This is a genomic window from Paraniabella aurantiaca, from assembly GCF_050309965.1.
GTDB lineage: Bacteria > Bacteroidota > Bacteroidia > Chitinophagales > Chitinophagaceae > Niabella.
Genome location: NZ_JBLOSY010000002.1, coordinates 325,218 through 342,930 on the forward strand (window position 1 = coordinate 325,218; position 17,713 = coordinate 342,930).

Annotated in this window: 13 protein-coding genes; 11 read left to right on the forward strand and 2 right to left on the reverse strand. The window is 41.8% G+C overall.

The genetic code is table 11. The features are described from left to right. Positions 1-110: 110 nt before the first annotated feature. Positions 111-938, forward strand: a complete 828-nt coding sequence (locus ACLOAU_RS16035) for an alpha/beta fold hydrolase (protein ID WP_427862911.1) — start codon at positions 111-113, stop codon at positions 936-938. A 216-nt stretch (positions 939-1,154) separates the two neighbouring features. Here the strand turns inward: ACLOAU_RS16035 and ACLOAU_RS16040 are convergent, their stop codons facing one another. Beyond that, a complete protein-coding gene (locus ACLOAU_RS16040; protein WP_427862912.1) occupies positions 1,155-2,813 on the reverse strand; it encodes a helix-turn-helix domain-containing protein in 1,659 nt (552 codons plus the stop codon). Between the two features lie 418 nt (positions 2,814-3,231). On the opposite strand from ACLOAU_RS16040, the gene ACLOAU_RS16045 reads away from it, so the two are divergent. The 8 genes from ACLOAU_RS16045 (at position 3,232) to ACLOAU_RS16080 (ending at position 12,391) form a co-directional block, all read left to right on the forward strand. After that, positions 3,232-4,842: a DUF6923 family protein gene (locus ACLOAU_RS16045; protein ID WP_427862913.1), complete on the forward strand. Its 1,611-nt coding sequence runs from the start codon at positions 3,232-3,234 to the stop codon at positions 4,840-4,842. Positions 4,843-5,109: 267 nt separating this feature from the next. Further along, complete coding sequence (locus ACLOAU_RS16050) at positions 5,110-5,514, forward strand: response regulator (RefSeq protein WP_427862914.1); 405 nt, start codon at positions 5,110-5,112, stop codon at positions 5,512-5,514. A gap of 1,093 nt (positions 5,515-6,607) precedes the next feature. Further along, on the forward strand, positions 6,608-7,933 hold the full coding sequence (locus ACLOAU_RS16055) for an alkaline phosphatase (protein WP_427862915.1): 1,326 nt from the start codon (positions 6,608-6,610) through the stop codon (positions 7,931-7,933). Positions 7,934-7,972: 39 nt separating this feature from the next. Continuing rightward, the gene (locus ACLOAU_RS16060; RefSeq protein WP_427862916.1) at positions 7,973-8,596 is read left to right on the forward strand and encodes an ABC transporter ATP-binding protein; all 624 of its coding nucleotides are present in this window, start codon (positions 7,973-7,975) and stop codon (positions 8,594-8,596) included. Continuing rightward, positions 8,596-9,855 carry an ABC transporter permease gene (locus tag ACLOAU_RS16065; protein WP_427862917.1) on the forward strand — a complete coding sequence of 420 codons (1,260 nt, stop codon included), beginning with the start codon at positions 8,596-8,598 and terminating at the stop codon, positions 9,853-9,855. Before ACLOAU_RS16060 ends, ACLOAU_RS16065 begins: the two co-directional genes overlap by 1 nt. Next, positions 9,848-10,408 carry a hypothetical protein gene (locus tag ACLOAU_RS16070; RefSeq protein ID WP_427862918.1) on the forward strand — a complete coding sequence of 187 codons (561 nt, stop codon included), beginning with the start codon at positions 9,848-9,850 and terminating at the stop codon, positions 10,406-10,408. Before ACLOAU_RS16065 ends, ACLOAU_RS16070 begins: the two co-directional genes overlap by 8 nt. Before the next feature lie 156 nt (positions 10,409-10,564). Then, the gene (locus ACLOAU_RS16075) at positions 10,565-10,921 is read left to right on the forward strand and encodes a MerC domain-containing protein (RefSeq protein WP_427862919.1); all 357 of its coding nucleotides are present in this window, start codon (positions 10,565-10,567) and stop codon (positions 10,919-10,921) included. 219 nt (positions 10,922-11,140) lie between these two features. Then, on the forward strand, positions 11,141-12,391 hold the full coding sequence (locus tag ACLOAU_RS16080; RefSeq protein ID WP_427862920.1) for a GTP-binding protein: 1,251 nt from the start codon (positions 11,141-11,143) through the stop codon (positions 12,389-12,391). Positions 12,392-12,474: 83 nt separating this feature from the next. On the opposite strand, the gene ACLOAU_RS16085 is transcribed toward ACLOAU_RS16080, so the two are convergent. Beyond that, a complete protein-coding gene (locus ACLOAU_RS16085) occupies positions 12,475-13,488 on the reverse strand; it encodes a LacI family DNA-binding transcriptional regulator (RefSeq protein ID WP_427862921.1) in 1,014 nt (337 codons plus the stop codon). Positions 13,489-13,723: 235 nt separating this feature from the next. Here ACLOAU_RS16085 and ACLOAU_RS16090 point away from each other — a divergent pair, with 235 nt between their 5' ends. Beyond that, complete coding sequence (locus ACLOAU_RS16090) at positions 13,724-14,599, forward strand: inositol oxygenase family protein (RefSeq protein WP_427862922.1); 876 nt, start codon at positions 13,724-13,726, stop codon at positions 14,597-14,599. 63 nt (positions 14,600-14,662) lie between these two features. Then, complete coding sequence (locus ACLOAU_RS16095) at positions 14,663-17,704, forward strand: SusC/RagA family TonB-linked outer membrane protein (protein ID WP_427862923.1); 3,042 nt, start codon at positions 14,663-14,665, stop codon at positions 17,702-17,704. Positions 17,705-17,713: the final 9 nt, after the last annotated feature.

Genomic DNA, 17,713 nt, shown 5'->3' on the forward strand with positions numbered 1-17,713 from the left:
GTGTTTTGTACAAACTTTAATGACAACCGGTAAATATGCAACGGAAAATAATGGTTCATTCCTTTTCAATTGATCTCCCGCTTACGAAACTGGTTTTAACTGCATGTTTTTTGTCAATAATATTTTCCTCCTGCAAATCATTAAAACTACGCAAGAGCGACGAATTCCATATTTCCACCAATCTGAAGCTGGGCTATCCAACGGAAGTGAAATATTTCCAGGTAGGAAAACAAAAGATCCGGTGTTTGATTACCGGTAATCCCAACGGGGATAATCTTTTGTTGATTCATGGCTCTCCTTCTTCTCTGTCTTCCTGGATGCCGCTGTACTCTGACACTGCTTTTATGGAAACTTTTAGAATGATCGCAGTGGACAGACCAGGATATGGTTATTCAAACTTTGGAAAGGTTGAAACCAGTATTGCAAAGCAAGCCGAAATAGTGGAGGCGGTCATGGACTCACTGGAGCTATCGGCTACAACGCTCTTAGGCACTTCTTACGGTGGCCCGGTAGCAGCACAAGTTGCCATGCAGCGCCCCGAAAGAGTAGCACATCTGATACTACTCTCAGCATCAGTAAAGCCGACGGCCGAAAAAACCTATGGTATTAGTCACCTAATGGTAGCACCCGTTATAAAGTACCTGTTCCCTGCCATTTTCAGAATGTCTTCTGAAGAAAAATTTTCACATGCCAGAGAACTCGCCCTGCTCAAAAATTGGGATTCCATTATATCACCTACCTCAATTGTACATGGAGATCAGGATCGCCTCGTATATTTTTCTAACGCTGAATTTTTAAAAGAAAAAATATCCAACTCAAAATTATATGTCATGGAGAACAAAGGTCACGCACTGATGTTTACCGACCCGGAATATTTAAAGAAAATATTATGGGAAGTCTTCAATGAGCATAAAAGGATAGCAAGAGTTAAAAATTAGTCACTTAAAATTTAATGTAAATTATATTATATCTTTAATAACCAATATTATATAATTTTTTATATAAACTTATTTTTTAGATATAAATATTCATCTGTTCCGGGTAATTGATGGATAGGGAATCTCAGCGAACTCAAAAATGCTGGAATTGCACTTCCCCAACAGACAAGAAAAAATTATTCAGCGTAAATAAGATACGGCTGGATTCGAAATATTCTATAATAAGTTACCAGCTGTAATGCCTGCAGTTTCTTCACCCGAAAGGTATTGTATAAATGTAGACGGAGACAAACCCGTGTAAGCTTTGAAGATATTAGTAAACTTACTGTGAGAAGAAAACCCAGCTTTTTCAGCCAGAATACTGATCTTATACTTTCTCCATTCGGGATCTTCCTTTAGATTTTTAAGTATATAGTTAATGCGTAAATCGTTGATGTATCGGGTAAAATCTTTTTGCTTATACTGTTTGAGAATATAGGATAGATATTTTGAATTGGTATTCAGATGTGTTGAAAGGAAGGACAACGAAACATTGGCAGATGTAAAAAGGTGTTCTTCCTCGAACAAATCCAGACTTGCCAGTATTCTTTGTAAGGTTTCTTCGGGTATGACCTGCTGGTTTCCCTGCTTCTTTGTAGCCGACTGCTCCTGCTCTGCTTTATGATTTTGGGAATCGTCAGAAATAAGAACTTCTGTAGCCGGCTCAGGCGTAGTGTTCGTCGAGCCTGTTATTAGTGAACCGGAACTGGGTATTTTCCTTCTTATTTCAAAATCAGCCATGAACTGCGCAAATCTTCGTTTTTGACGTCGCCGGTAAAAGAAAAAACAACTTATGCTTACTATAATAAATATCGTTGCTATTGCTATGGGAATGTTCCTGGCTTTAATAATACGCTGCGCCTCCTGGTTCTTGTTTTCCATTCGTATAAGTGCGCTGTCCAGGAATTGAGCACGACTCGAGCTCATTTCATCTCTTACTGAATCCTGCTTTTGCCTGACTTTTTCGAAGCCGGCAAGATCCTTCACTTTTAAATAATATTGCTGTGAGGTTTTATAAATTTCACTTTTTAAAGGCAGGTGCCGGGAGTCACCTGCAATTTTTACGGCACTGTCCAGGTAATGCTTTGCCTGGGAAAGCTCTTCCCTTTGAATATGTACCGCCGCTATGCCGTTATAGCAAAGGCCTTTGACGATATTATCCGGCATCTTGCTCATTAAATTCAGACTATTTTGGTAATGATACAGTGCGCGCTTATAATCTGCCAGATGAAAATAACTAAGACCTAACAGCTGTTCATTATCAGCGGTCAGGTAATCCTTATTCTGGGAAATACGGTCAAAGTTCTTTTGCGACTCCCTGATATGTTGAATGGAAGAGTGATAGTCCTTCGCAGCGATATCATTGTAGGCCAGCTCCTGGTGAATGAGGCCCATGGTACTCTTCACCATTTCGGGATTGTTGATTTTGGACACGAGGGCAAGTGCGCGGTCGCAATACATTTTGGATTTACCATAGAGTTGCAGCATCCTGTATTGGGTAGCCAAAAATCCACTGACCCTTACCATCCAGTTATAGTCGGATGTCTTACTGATGATCTTATAAGCCTCTTCTGCGAGTTCAGCAGCCTTTGTAAGGCTTTGCTGTTGCTGGTACAACGATGCAGAAAGCATCAGGCTTTTAGTTTGAAACAGGGGTGTTTTCGAAATGGAAAAAAGTGAATCGGCTATTTGCAAGGCGAGTGGCATGTCTTTGGGAGAGATCTCCAGGTACACTTTTGTGTATAATTTATTATAAGCCTCAGGGTCCTGAGCGGCAGCTTGAATTGAAAAAATACTGTAAACAGTGATAATTATAAAGTATGAAATTTTTTTCATAAGACGAGGTAGAATAACAACGCGATCGTTGTCAGTGAACATGTTTAGATCGTAAATGTATGAACTTTGTCGGGGTGAACTCTAATCAAATCATTAAAGTCCAATTAGTTGTCTGTCCATTTTCCGGAATTTGACAAACTGGTATGGGTAGAAAAACGCCTACTCCTTACAAAACAAGGTTACTAATACTTTAATTGCTGCATTCCATTTTTTTAAATTAAGATTTATACTATCTGTTTTCCCGAATACGGCCATACAACTGCTTTTTTCAAATACCATCGATTTATACTTTCGCTCCGCCAACTCAAATGCTCATATATCTGATGTAACGGTACACTTCCCTGTCGTACATGAATACCGGTAAAATCTGCGAATAAAACAGGCACTTAAACAAATTCTAAACATAAATACCTTTCAAATGCGTATTAAAATTCTGGCTCTGGTAACATTACTATGCGGCTACCAGTCCAATGCTCAAACCCCCACACCTGTAAACTGTGTCGATGGCCTTGCTTACATATTAACCAATGGGGAGGGAGGTCCCAGTTTATATTCTATGACTCTTTCGGCAACATCTCCTACTTTGGTTGGATCGCTGGGTACTACAGCCTTCAATGCCATTGGTTATAATGCGTCTGATAATTTTATGTATGCCATTAACCAGGCTGGAGAAATATACCGCATCGGCGCTAATAGTGCCCGATCCGCTGTATCTGTATCAGATCCTAATAGTCTCCTGGGTCCGGGTTATACAGCTGGCGATATTTCAGCAACCGGCATATACTACATTTATAATAATGCTGCCCAGCGATTTGTATCCATCGATCTGAGTTCAGGAACTCCGGTTGCCAGCCTCATCAATTACACGATCGCTGCCGGGCAAACCTTAACCGGAACCATTGACGACTTTGTTTTTCATCCATCAGATGGCAATATTTACGGGGTTACCAGCACCCGCCAGTTGTTTACTTTTAATGTTACTACCAATGTGCTTAGCATCAAAGGCAACGTAAGTGGCGCACTGGCTGCAACCGGAACCAAAGGCACCGCTTTTATGGATGCAGCCGGAAATATGTATGTGGGCCAAAACAGCAATGGAACATTGTATCGTATTGGTAACCCTGCTGCCGGCAGCTCCTGGACGTCTACTTCTTTCTCAACCGCGCTTGCCAGCCTTGATGGTCAACCTTTCGACGGCGCCCGTTGCGCCAGTGTAGTACCTCCGGCCGCGAACAATGATGAAAGAGAATTGACCGAATTCGCTCCCGTAGCACTGGACGTTATCAACAGCAACACTCCCGGTATGGGTAAAGACGGGCAGGGCACCTACCCGCTGGATATTACTTCAGTTGTTCTTTACCCTTCAGATAACGGAGCCGCCGCAGGATCAAATACCATTACGCTTACCGGCAAAGGCAGTTTTACCCTCAATCCATCAACCGGTATCATAACCTTTACACCTGTGGCAGGATTTACCGGTGAAGCTGTTATTTGGTACACTGTACGGGACACCAATGGTAATGTATCCAACCGGGCCTCAGTAAGAACCTTCGTTGCCGATGGGACGGTATTACCCGTTCGCTTTGATGCGTTATCAGCCATCTTAACCCAGGGAAATTTAAAGGTTGACTGGACCACCATATCAGAAAATGAAAACAGCCATTTTGATATAGAAGTATCTGCAGACGGGGATCATTTTAAATCAGTGGGTACTTTAAAAAGCCAGGCTTTAAATGGCAACTCCGATACTGCCTTAAATTACCAGTTTACGTTGGATGCCAGCCAAACATCTGCATTGTTGGGTGTATCTCTTTCCCTGGCACTGATTGCATTGGCAACAGGTAAAAGCCGGAAAAGGACCTGGGTTTTGTCTGCTCTGACAGCCGTAGTACTGATAGGGTCTGTATCCTGCTCAAAGCAAGATACTACAACAGTTACAGGAGACAAATCTTTATTTGTACGCATCAAGCAGGTTGACAAAGATGGTAAATATACTTATAGTAAGGTGATCCGCGCCGTTGTAAAGTAACCGGCCGTTTGCCAACCCTAAAGCCGTTTCGAGTAATTGAAACGGCTTTTTTGGGGTCGTGTGTCAACGTTATTGCCTGTAAAGTGTACAAGTGGAAAACACATATATTTTTGTTTGTTTCGTAACATGGGCATCTTATTTAAATAATAGAAAGTGTTTGCCAGGCAAAGCAATGAGCAATTTACTGAAGTTGGGATGATCAATTACAGTGAAAAAAATGAGATATATCATTTCAGCTTACTGAGAACAGCTTCAACCATCTGATTAATGAGCACCCACAAACTTATTCTTATTGTAGACGATGACCATGTTTATAAACTGGTTATGCGAAGGATGATTCATCTTTGCTGCAGCAGCGCTGAAATTATAGTGGCAGCAAACGGACTGGAAGCGATGAATCTACTTCAGCCTGCCTTGCCGGGTGTTCCCCTTCGGATGCCAGACATTATTTTGCTGGATATTGAAATGCCTGTGATGAACGGGTGGGGATTTTTAAACGCATTTTCATCCCTGCCACCAGAGGCTACCAGGAACACCGATATATACATAGTTAGTTCGTCTATCGATGAGGTTGATCAGGAAAAAACCAGGATTTATACAGCCGTAAAAGACTTGCTGATCAAGCCCCTTTCAGCAGGTAAGCTGAATTATATTTTAAATAAAGGGAGCTGATCAGCCCTCTTAATAGACCCTAACCGCGGCCTTATACTTCATAAAATCGGGCTACTGCACTTTTTAATTTACGACACCTTCATTGTTATACGGAAATGAGCTTTATACCGTTCGTGAGGTGGCAACCATAAAACTGTTCGTGCCAGGGAATAATATTGCAATAGCCGAATTAAATAATTGTTTCCGGGAGCGCATGCAGCCAAACTTATTTGGTTCATGAAATAAAAAAATGCAACTTCGTGGCAAATTTTGATAAAGCCTGTTTTACATAATAGCATAGCGGTAAAAAAAGCGATAGGGATATTGTTCCTGTTCGTCATGCTTTTTTCATACGGGGCACAGGCATTGCATCATCATTATGAAGCCCCTCAAAATCATACTTCGGATCGTCAAATCACGTTCGTCAAAGGAAATAGTAATCTGCATTGTGATCTTTGTGATCAAATCCTGCACCAGTCCTCTTTTGACCTTGCAGTTAGTATACCGGAAATATCTTCCCGGATCCCGGGCATTCCCGCTCACGGTGGGCGCTATTATATCGGCTTTTATAAATTTACCTTACAGGGATTCAGCAATAAAGGGCCTCCCTTTACCCCGGTTGCATAAGGATGGTATACTACAACATCCCTGCTGTACTTTAGCAAAGCTTTACTGATGAAAGCTATCCACAGTTGAGGTATCAAATCACTTTTGCAGACGCGCCGGGAGGTGGGTATTATTATATGACGGTTGTCGTAAAATGTGATCTCAGAATTCCCCATAATATTATAAGGTAACTTCCATTCCTACTACATACACCTGATAATGTAACAGCTGATGACTGTTGTACAGCCTTTATTCGAACAATGATTCACCCGGGCTAAAGCATATTACTGCTATAGAACCCGAAGCTACCTGTGGACGAAGTTCAGGGTGTTTAGCGGGTGTAAGGTTTCATTAAACAAATGCTTCGGCTGGCGATAAGTTTATCAGTTATATAGGGTGTGGTTTATCTCAATACCACTTACAATTCGGGTACCAGGAAACTTTTATTGATGGTGCGGTTAATCCTCTATAGCCAATTCGGTACAACTTTAATTATTAAAAAAGCAAAATGAAAAGAAAAGATTTTTTTAAAACTTCATCTCTCGCATTTTTAGGGACGTCTTTAATATCACAGATGCCTGCGTATTCCCGGGTAGGTCAAAAGCCGGCCCGCACAGCCAAGAACATCATATTCTTAGTAAGTGATGGCATGAGTAATGGTACGCTTTCCATGGCCGATTTACTGATGCAACGCAAATTGGGTAAAAGAAGTACCTGGTTGACCTTATATGACGAACAAATGGTATCCCGTGCATTAATGGATACCGCTTCTGCAAATTTGAATGTAAACCTAGATGGCTCGGAGAATAAACCCATTCTGCAAAAAATTAAAGATGCCGGTAAGGCCGTTGGCTGCGTTACAACGGTACCTGTTACCCACGCCACACCTGCCGGTTTTTGCGTTACCAGTAAGAAAAGAGATGACCAGGCTGAAATTGCGCTAAAATATTTGTCGCTTCGTTTCGATGTTATGATGGGCGGTGGAATGGAATATTTCGTTAAAGCAAAAAGAACCGATAAGCAGGATGTATTAAAGCTTTTTAAGGAAAAAGGTTTTGATGTGGTGCTTGATAAAAAGGCAATGCAAGAGACAGCCGGTAACAAACCTATATTAGGCGTTTTTCATGAAGGGGGACTTCCTTTTGCTTTGGATGCCGCTCACCAGCCGGATAAAGCCAATGTACCAAGCCTTGCTGAAATGACCCGGAAAGCTATTTCAGTTTTAAGCGGTAATAAGAAGGGTTTTGTGATGCAGGTTGAAGGCGGTAAGGTAGATTGGGCCGCACATGCCAACGACTGTGGTGCGCTACTGTATGATCAGATTGCTTTTGATGAAGAATTAAAAGTGGCATTAGATTTTGCTCAAAAAGACAAAGAAACCCTGGTGATCATTACCACCGACCATGGTAATGCCAATCCTGGGCTCTTCTATGGCAGTAAAGCAAACAGCAATTTTGATACGATTATTAAATACAGGTTCACCAATGAATGGATCTTGAATGGAATTAATCATCAAACCTCTGCCAGTGTATTAAGAGACCGGGTAATGGAAGCGCAGGGATGGGCTCTGAAAGATGAAGAAGCCCGGGAACTGTTGACATACTATGCCCGTCTTTCAGATGAGGGCTTATACAATCCACGACATCTCCCGTTTAAACGTTTCGCACAGATCCAGGAAAAGCATACATCTGTAGGATGGGGTTCCATGGATCACTCGGGAGATTATGTAGAACTGGCCCTGTATGGTCCTGGCAGCGAGCTTTTGAAGCCTTTTATTAAAAATTATGAGTTACATCAGCTGATGCTTGAAGCAACAGCCACTAAGCACCAATAGCTAAAAATAATTGTACCGCCATCCTTCAATCTGATTGAAATGATATTTACAAAAAATCTGCGTTTCTCTTATAGTGATATAAAATTTGATTTCCCGGATATCCATGTTTCCCGGGGGAGCGCTTTATTGATTACCGGGCCTTCGGGCAAAGGCAAAACAACCTTGTTGCACCTGTTGGGCGGGTTATTGAAAGCAGCATCCGGGCTGGTAGGTATCCGTGGAACTGATATAACAACCTTAAATGGTAAACTTCTTGATCAATTCAGGAGGAATAATATAGGCATTATTTTCCAGGAGGCACATTATATAGCTTCTGTATCAGTTGTTGATAATTTGCTGCTGGCCTCAAAACATACTGATAAAAAGCTGCAAAGAGAACGCGCTATGGAGCTGCTCAGCTTATTGGGGATTGCAGAGAAGGCAAAGAAAAAGCCCGGAGTGCTTAGCCTGGGCCAGCAACAAAGGCTATCCATTGCAAGGGCTTTAATGAATTACCCAACCCTGCTTTTGGCAGATGAGCCTACTTCGAGCCTGGATGATGATAATTGCCGGAAAGTAACCGAGCTATTGCTAATGGAATCAGGGCGTACCAATGCCTCTTTGGTAGTGGTTTCGCATGACCAACGCCTGCAATCATTGTTTAATCAAAAAATAATGCTTTAATGATCAGGCTGGCTTTTAAAAATCTGACACATAACGGACTTAGCTCTGTATTAAGCTGGGTCTCTTTATCGCTAAGCATTTGTATCATATCGATACTAATGGTATTACAAAATAGTTATGAAAGGCAATTTCTAAAGAATATAGAGGGTATTGATATGGTGCTGGGCGCTAAGGGCAGCCCACTGCAACTAATACTGTCTTCGGTTTTTCATATAGATGCTCCAACCGGAAACATTTCTTTTGAGGATGCTCAAAAATGGATGAACCATCCATATGTAAAGCAAGCCATTCCGTTAGCTTATGGCGATTCATATAAGGGTACGCCCATCGTCGGATCCAATCATTCGCTGCTGCAACACTATGGTGGCAGGGTTACGAGGGGACGCATATTTAACCGCGATTTTGAAGTAGTGATCGGGAGTAACGTAGCGCAAAAGCTAATGTTAAAACAGGGGCAACAATTTTATAGTGCACATGGCCACGATGAGCATGGTGAGGAGCACCGGGATCATCCGTACACTGTTACAGGCGTACTGGCCCCAACCGCAACTGTTTTAGATGATATAATAGTGAGCAATATTGAAAGTGTATGGAAAATGCATGAACCCCATGACCATAACCAACAGGTACAGGTTATTCCTGAACACCAGGTACCGGGCTCCGGCCCGGGTGGGCACCAACACGACGAAGTGGAAAGATCAGAGAGTGCTAAAAAGGAATTAACCGCAGTTTTAATCAGCTTTACAAACCCAATGGGAATAGTACAACTACCCAGGATCATTAACAAGCAAACCAACCTGATGCCAGCTATCCCGGCCATAGAATTAAACCGCATGTTTTCCATCCTGGGTATTGGAATTGATGTATTGACTTATGTCGGAGCAGGTATTATGTTGTTGTCCGCTTTCAGCATCTTCGTGGCGCTCTATAATTCTTTAACAGCAAGAAAGTACGAGACTGCACTGCTTCGTGCAACCGGTACTTCCAGATGGGAAATTATTTTATTGTTTATAAGTGAGGGCTTGCTGCTGGGCATAGGAGGGGTTATTACCGGTATACTCCTTAGCAGGTGCCTTTTGTTCTTTATAACAGGCTATTTTTCTTCCGGCTATCATATGCATATTTCAGTTACCGGATGGCTGCTTAACAGGGAGTTGTATCTGATAGCCGGAGCCATGCTCATTACCCTCTTTGCAGCACTAATACCGGCACTGAAAGCTGGATTTATTAATCTGTCAAAAGCTTTGGCTCATGGATAAACTTAGCAAACCAATAATATGGACGGCAGTGATCCTCTTATTGATGACTACCGATTTTTCTTCCACGTGCAGGCACGGATTGAAAGGCGCAAATGCCTTTCATTATAATACCGGTTTCGTGCAGAGCGGTTGGGGTAATCCTGCGACCGGTAACGGTCAGTCACAAAATACAGCCGGTGAAATAAGCTGGAAACAACTTGCTGATGTGACTTATGTATTAAAATATAACAAGCAGTTTGATGGGGATATTATGTACCCTGTATTTGGTGCAGCTGTAAAAAAGCTAGCTGGTAAAGAGTGGATAATAGAAGGATATATGATCCCGCTGGATATAAAAAGCGGACTATATGCAGTGTCAAGGAATCCCTATGCCGCATGTTTCTTTTGTGGCGCGGCAGGAGTGGAGTCTGTTGTGTCTTTAAAATTTAAGACGAAACCCAGGCGTTACAAAACGGATGAGTATTGCGTAATGAAAGGTGTTTTAATGCTTAACGATGACAATGTAAATGATTTTATATACCTGTTTAAAAGTACAGAGGAGGTTAAGAAATAATACCCTCTGACGTGTCCGTGAGAAATGAACACCATGCTAGAAGGAGCGTGCATGGCATGCATGGAAAGGGAAACGAAAATAATAATTGCAACAATGTTGCAATTATTTAAAACTCCATATATTTGCAACATTGTTGCATAAAATAATATTTGTATTATGAAATCGAAAATGTTTGACCTTTTAGGTATCTCTGCTGCTGTATTATGTTTGATACACTGTTTATTGTTTCCTGTATTAATGATCATTCCTTTTGGATTTGCTCATGACGCTTATATCGATCTGGGGTTTTTATTAATTGGTGCCGCAGTTGTCTATAATGTTACCCGTGGAATAGCATCTAAAAGCTTGAAAATTGCCTTCTGGTCAGCTATCGGGTTAATTGCAATTTCCGTTCTGCTGCATCTGCTTTTTCATGTTCATAATCCTCTTATTTATGTAGGGGCGGCAGTGTTGATAACTGCGCACCTCATCAATTTCAAAAATCATAAACACGGTCGTTCCACCCCATCCTGAACAGGAGCCAGGGTAACGGATCTTATATCATCGATAGCGAAAACAGGCTCGAACTTATATAGGCTATATAATTGCAGTATTCTAATGAGTCTCCAAGGTTTATTGAGCGAAAACATGCAGTATACAAACTCATCGTTGATAATTTATTAACCACACCTAATAGGGTTGCATTGATCACCATCGCCTACTACTACTACTACTAAAATATCTACATACTTTATGACACAAAACCACAGTTTCGTTTCTCCGCAGCTCAATAAATCTGCCTTAAAAAAACTTCCTGTAACGGTATTAAGCGGTTTCCTGGGTGCAGGTAAAACTTCTCTTCTCAATCATATCCTGCACAATAAACAAGGGCTAAAGGTAGCGGTGATTGTAAATGATATGAGCGAGGTAAATATCGATGCCCGCTTGGTAGAGAACGAAAATACTTTATCGCGGACGGAAGAAAAACTGGTTGAAATGAGCAATGGCTGTATCTGTTGTACGCTTAGGGAAGACCTCATGGTGGAAGTAGAAAGCCTGGCAAAAGAAGGAAGATTTGATTACCTGCTGATCGAAAGCAGCGGCATCAGTGAGCCTGTACCGGTGGCACAGACTTTTTCTTATACCGATGAAAGCAATGGCATCGATTTATCCCGTTTCAGCTATATTGATACCATGGTAACAGTGGTTGATTGTTTTAACTTTTTGAGAGACTTTGGTAGTACAGAATCCTTAAAAGACAGACACCTTACAGATATGGCTGATGACGAAAGATCCATCGTCAACCTGTTAATCGATCAGATCGAATTTGCCAATGTCATTATTCTAAATAAGATTGATTTAGTCAATGAACAGTCGGTAGGTGTATTAAGTGCTGCCATAACCAAGCTCAATCCTGGTGCTACCATTATTCCAACCTCATTTTGTAAAACAGATCCCGCCCAAATTCTGAACACAGGTCTTTTTAAATTTGAAGATGCGGAAAGATCTGCCGGCTGGCAAAGAGAGTTAGAGGGTGAAAATCACACACCCGAAACCGAGGAATATGGCATCAGTTCCTTTGTGTTCAGAGAACAGCGCCCCTTTCATCCTGAGCGGTTGTGGGCTTATTTAAATGATCGGTATCCACAAGGAGTGATCAGGGCCAAAGGGCTGTTTTGGCTGGCATCCCGACCCGACGATGCCCTGAGTTTCTCACAGGCAGGTGCAGTGTCAGGTGTGGAAAGCGCCGGTGCCTGGTGGTGCAGTATGTCTTTTAAAGAAAGAATACGTTATGTGGCGTATGTCGATAACAAAGATATAATTGAAGCACGCTGGAGCCGGCAGTGGGGAGACCGGATGAATGAATTGGTATTTATAGGACAGAACCTGGACAAAGAGCGCATGATCCTGGATTTGGAACGGTGTCTTTTACAGGACGAAGAACAATATTTATTTGATATGCGATTCCGGTTTAAAGATCCATTTCCGGGAAGTCTTTATTAAATGCTGATCCGTTGTATGTGTTCAATACATGGCAGGCTAAGATTATCCATTGCGAATGCAAAGTATCAAAAAGATGTCTGCAGTTATTGAGTAGATTTACGGATATTCAGGGAAGAGGGAAGAACAGCCTTATAATCATCTGTGATGCTGTGCCTTTTCTTTTCGATCATAGTGATCAGGGTTTCCGCACTATGTTTTCCGATGTCGAATGCAGGTTGTGATATAGTAGTAAGCGATGGATTAAGCAGGGGCGCTGTTTCCAGCGTAGAAAAAGCCAGTACTTTAATGCGATCGGGAATGGAAATATTTTGGTCGGCACATACAAGGAGTGTTTGTATAGCCAGTTTTTCAACAGATGCTACGATGCCATCAATGGCCGGGAACTTTTCAATGATCGAAGCGATCTGGTCGTAGATATTTCTGTCGCTGCTGCAATTAATGATAAAGGGATAAGTGGCGATTTCATTTTGAATGCTGCTGATTTCATTTGCAAAGCCCGAGAACCGGTTTTGGCAGATAGCCAGCGCATCGGAAGTAGATAGAAAAACCGGGAAACGACAGCCTTTGTCTAACAGGTGCTTTGCTGCCAGCTCACCACATTCATAATCGTTAGTAACTACTTTAGGGGCCGAATAACCCTCCAGCTCCCGGTCAAAAAATACGACCGGTATATTTTTATTTCTTAAGCCTGAAATATGGGCGGTGTCTCTTGTTTCGCTCGACACAGAAATAAGTACTCCATCTACGCGGCCATTATTGCAATGGTTGATGGCTTTTTTTTCCAGCTCGAAACTTTCATGAGAAAGATAGAACAGCACATGATAACCTTTTGCCAATGCTACCTCCTGTATACCATTAATGGCAAGAGAAAAAAAACTGTCTGCTACTTCCGGCAAAACTACGGCTATCGTTTTACTCTGCTGTTTACGCAGGCTGCTGGCATACGGATTGGGACTATAATTCAACTCATTAGCCAGGCTAACAATTTTCTTTTTGGTGGCATCACTAATTTCATAACTATCCTTAAGTGCTTTTGAGACGGTTGCAATAGAAAGCCCGAGTTGCTGCGCTAATTCTCTTATTGTAATATTACCCATGGGCTACGGTCTTTTTATGCATTTTCTTAAATCGATTACAATTTTACGAAAACGGTTTCGTAAATAAAGATTTTCGAAATAATAAAAATTACAGTTAAAACATTGACTTTTGACTTGAACTTCGAAAACGATTTGCGTAAACAATAATCAGGTTCCGTTAGCGCTGTACAACCAGCAGGAAAACGATTAGTAAAAATTTTCCTTCTGCCATTAATAAAACAACAAATTGCCAGTTATGAATAAAGACAAATTTGAGGCCGTACCTCTTGGTAATCTCGATGAATGGGAAGACGATCTGTTAAGACGTTATCCAGATCCTGATGCTATAGCCACCGCAAAAGCAACTGATGAATACCGCAATTATGATACGCCTGCACGTGATACAGTAAAAGAGTTTTACCGGCTCAATCATAAATACCAGACCTTCGATTTTGTTCAGGAAAAACGAAATGAATTTCTTCAATTCAATAAGCGTGAAATGACCGTATGGGAGGCTTTTGATTTCCTGAATCAGCTGGTTGATGACTCTGATCCGGATACCGACCTGGACCAGATGCAGCACCTCCTGCAGACTTCAGAAGCAATTCGCCGCGATGGGCATCCGGACTGGATGGTATTGGTTGGGTTAATGCACGATATGGGTAAAGTACTTTGTCTTTTCGGTGAGCCGCAGTGGGCGGTGGTAGGAGATACGTTCCCGGTAGGATGTGCCTTCTCCGATAAAGTGATTTTCCCCGAATTCTTTTCTCAAAACCCCGATAATACCAACACAGCGTATAACAGCAAGTTTGGAGTATATGAGCCCAATTGCGGTCTCAAAAATATTAATATGTCCTGGGGTCACGATGAGTATGTTTACCAGATGCTAAAAGACTATCTGCCGGAAGAGGGGCTGTACATGCTGCGTTACCACTCATTTTATGCATGGCACCGAGAGGGAGGATACGATCACCTGCTCGACGATCATGATCGAAAAATGCTGAAATGGGTGCAGCTCTTTAATCCTTATGATCTTTATTCCAAAAATCCCGAACCGCCGGACTGGACGAAGCTCAGGCTTTATTATGAAGACCTGGTATCGAAATATCTGCCATCAACTTTAAAATTCTAGTAGCAACCTTACTAATACTGTTTTAAACCTTAATTAATTTTTTTCAAGTTTTAAAAACTGCATATGATACAAACCTACAGGCGGTGCCAGTGCACCGGCTACCTTTTCAGTGCCCTATTGGTAATAATCCTGGTTCTTTCGGAGCTGTCGGCAATAGCACAACAGTCGCAGGTTTCAGGTAGCGTCACCGATGATAAGGGTATTGCAATTCCCTCGGTAACTGTGTCCGTTAAGGGAAAAGGTATTTCAACTAAAACCAATGAAGACGGGCATTTCACCATAGCTGCCCGTAACAATGATGTGCTGGCGTTTTCAGCTGTGTCCTATATTACACAGGAAGTAACTGTTACTAACGTAACAAATTATGAAATAGTATTGGCCACCAATGCGGTTGCCATGACGGATGTAGTAGTAGTGGGTTACGGAAAAGGCTCTAAACGCACCCTGTCCAGCGCCATCACGTCCATTAAACCCGAAGACCTGAACCGGGGCGCTATCGGGGATGTGGGCCAGTTGCTGCAGGGCAAGGTGCCCGGGTTAAATGTTACAGCCAGTGGTGATCCCAATCGCCCGGCTGTAATGGTGCTGAGGGGCCACTCTACCATTAATAGCCCCGGTGGACCTTTCTATGTAATAGACGGGATACCCGGTGCAGACATTAACGGAGTGGCACCGGATGATATTGCTTCTATGGATATTTTAAAAGATGCATCTGCTACCGCAATTTATGGTAACCGGGCCTCTAACGGTGTTATTATGGTAACGACCAAGAAGGGTAGAGCCGGCAAATTGCAGGCAGCTTATAATGGATATATCGGATTCGAGAATGTAAGCAGTACGCTTGACCTGATGGATGCCGATCAGTTAAGAGCCTATTCTCAAAAAAATAATTATACACCCAGTACCAATGATGACAAAGGGGCTAATACGAATTGGATGGAAGCCATTCAGAAAAAGTCTGCCTTATCGCATAATCACAATATCTCGTTTAGTGGTGGAACTGAGAAAAGCATGTATAGTGCCAGTCTTAACTATCTTAAAAAAGAAGGTATTATACTTCAAAGTGACCTGGAGCGGGTTATTGGCAGAATCAGTGCAGAGCACCACGCGCTTAATGATAAGCTTACCTTAGGCTTAAACATCATGAGCAGTAATAGCAAGGCTTCCAATGTGCCTTTGCAAAATATGGTGTTTCAGCAGGCAGTAAAGTATAACCCGATGTCCCCCGTATATAATGAGAACGGAACATTTTTTGAGAACTTCAATAATACACAGTATTTTAATCCGGTTTCCATTATTAAGAATGCGGTTGACGATACCAAGTACGGTTCTTTACAAGGTAACTTTACTTTAGAAGCAAAGCTTCCCTTCAACCTTACTTACAATGCCAACCTGTCGTACCAGCGTGGTACCTGGCTGCATGGTGAGTATTATAATAGTTATTATTCACAAAATTACAGCACAGGCAGTTTTTATACGAATGGTGATCCGGGTGGTACCAGAAGTCTTCGGAATTTTTATTCAAATGGCCTGGCTTACCGCAATTATTATCAAAACACTTCCAAAACTTTTGAAACATTTCTTACCTGGGGTAAAAAGTTAGGATTGCACAATTTAAAAGCGGTTGTAGGCTATAGCTGGCAGAAGAATACGAATAACGATGGTTTACAAACCAGTCAGACCAACTTTGTAAATGACTACACTACCTATTATAACCTTGGCCTGGGTAATTATCAAACAGTCAATGGGTTTGCAGTAGACTATGGAGGATCTGTTTATGAAGAGACTAATTTTATTTCTGATTTCTTCCGTTTGAATTATGATTTTAACGAACGGATTTTACTGCAGGCGTCTGTAAGAAGAGATGGAAGCTCGGTGTTTGGTAAAAACAAAGAATGGGGCTATTTCCCCGCTGCAAGTATTGCCTGGCGTATATCAGAATCGGAGTTTATTAAAAATGCGGGCTTTATCAGCGATTTAAAACTTCGTTTAAGCTATGGTGCAACCGGTAATGCATTTGGCCTGGGCGCTTATAATGCACAGCGTCTTTATAATAAATCGGGAACCTATTATAACAATGGCGTTTTTGCCGCATCCTTCAGGACCAGCCAGGGAGCTAATCCCGACCTGCAATGGGAGGTGACCGCTACTAAAAATTTAGGGTTAGATTATGGTTTCCTCAAAGGGAGAATATCAGGAGCTATTGATATTTATGAAAAAATCACTACAGATATGATATTTCCCTACAGCGTGGCGCAATCCATCGATCCCAGTGGATTTCTGTGGTTGAATGTTGGTAAAATACGCAACCGGGGTATTGAATTTAATGTAAATGTTGCTGCGGTTAATAAGAAGAATTTTACCTGGACTACCGGTTTAAACCTGGCCAGCAATAAGAACGTTATTCTCGATTTAAAAGGTCCTGAGCAGTTTGGTGTCAATGCAGACTCTACTTATTATACACAGATTGACGGTCCTGGTGTTACCGGCAGCAGGCTACAAATTTTTGCAGTGGGTGGCCCGTTAGGCCAATTCTATTCATTCCAGTACATGGGTAAAGATGCTTCAGGTAACTCCTTGTTTTTAAAAGGTGACGGAACGGAAACGACCAATCCATCCCAGGTTTCAGATTATCATTATCTCGGAAGCCCGCATCCTAAATTGATGTATGGATTTAACAATAGCTTCCGATACAAAAATTTCGATCTTAATTTCTTCTTAAGGGGTGTGATGGGTAATAAGATCTTTAATGCTACCCGCGCCGATCTCTCGTACGTAGTAACGGCGGGGCAAACCAATATCAGTCCACATGCGGCTGAGGACGCCAGAACAGATACACGAAACAATAATTATTCATCAAGATATGTAGAGGACGGATCTTACCTGCGATTTGATAACGCTACTTTAGGTTACCGCTTAAATCTTAAAAGTGAGTATATCAGTAATGTAAGATTCTACGGCACCGTAAATAATCTTTTCGTTATCACAAAATATAAAGGTATTGATCCGGAGATTAACCAGGGCGGTGCATCGCTGGGCGTGGACTACAATAGTTTTTATCCTAAAACACGTACCATTCTTTTTGGAGTGTCAATTGGTTTTTAAAGATTAAAA

What these genes read in the sequence shown, in the direction of transcription:
- ACLOAU_RS16095 (WP_427862923.1), top strand. Translation starts at nt 14,663, where the DNA reads ATGATACAAACCTACAGGCGGTGCCAGTGCACCGGCTACCTTTTCAGT.
- ACLOAU_RS16065 (WP_427862917.1), top strand. Translation starts at nt 8,596, where the DNA reads ATGATCAGGCTGGCTTTTAAAAATCTGACACATAACGGACTTAGCTCT.
- ACLOAU_RS16085 (WP_427862921.1), bottom strand. Translation starts at nt 13,488, where the DNA reads ATGGGTAATATTACAATAAGAGAATTAGCGCAGCAACTCGGGCTTTCT.
- ACLOAU_RS16055 (WP_427862915.1), top strand. Translation starts at nt 6,608, where the DNA reads ATGAAAAGAAAAGATTTTTTTAAAACTTCATCTCTCGCATTTTTAGGG.
- ACLOAU_RS16080 (WP_427862920.1), top strand. Translation starts at nt 11,141, where the DNA reads ATGACACAAAACCACAGTTTCGTTTCTCCGCAGCTCAATAAATCTGCC.
- ACLOAU_RS16070 (WP_427862918.1), top strand. Translation starts at nt 9,848, where the DNA reads ATGGATAAACTTAGCAAACCAATAATATGGACGGCAGTGATCCTCTTA.
- ACLOAU_RS16090 (WP_427862922.1), top strand. Translation starts at nt 13,724, where the DNA reads ATGAATAAAGACAAATTTGAGGCCGTACCTCTTGGTAATCTCGATGAA.
- ACLOAU_RS16050 (WP_427862914.1), top strand. Translation starts at nt 5,110, where the DNA reads ATGAGCACCCACAAACTTATTCTTATTGTAGACGATGACCATGTTTAT.
- ACLOAU_RS16045 (WP_427862913.1), top strand. Translation starts at nt 3,232, where the DNA reads ATGCGTATTAAAATTCTGGCTCTGGTAACATTACTATGCGGCTACCAG.
- ACLOAU_RS16040 (WP_427862912.1), bottom strand. Translation starts at nt 2,813, where the DNA reads ATGAAAAAAATTTCATACTTTATAATTATCACTGTTTACAGTATTTTT.
- ACLOAU_RS16075 (WP_427862919.1), top strand. Translation starts at nt 10,565, where the DNA reads ATGAAATCGAAAATGTTTGACCTTTTAGGTATCTCTGCTGCTGTATTA.
- ACLOAU_RS16060 (WP_427862916.1), top strand. Translation starts at nt 7,973, where the DNA reads ATGATATTTACAAAAAATCTGCGTTTCTCTTATAGTGATATAAAATTT.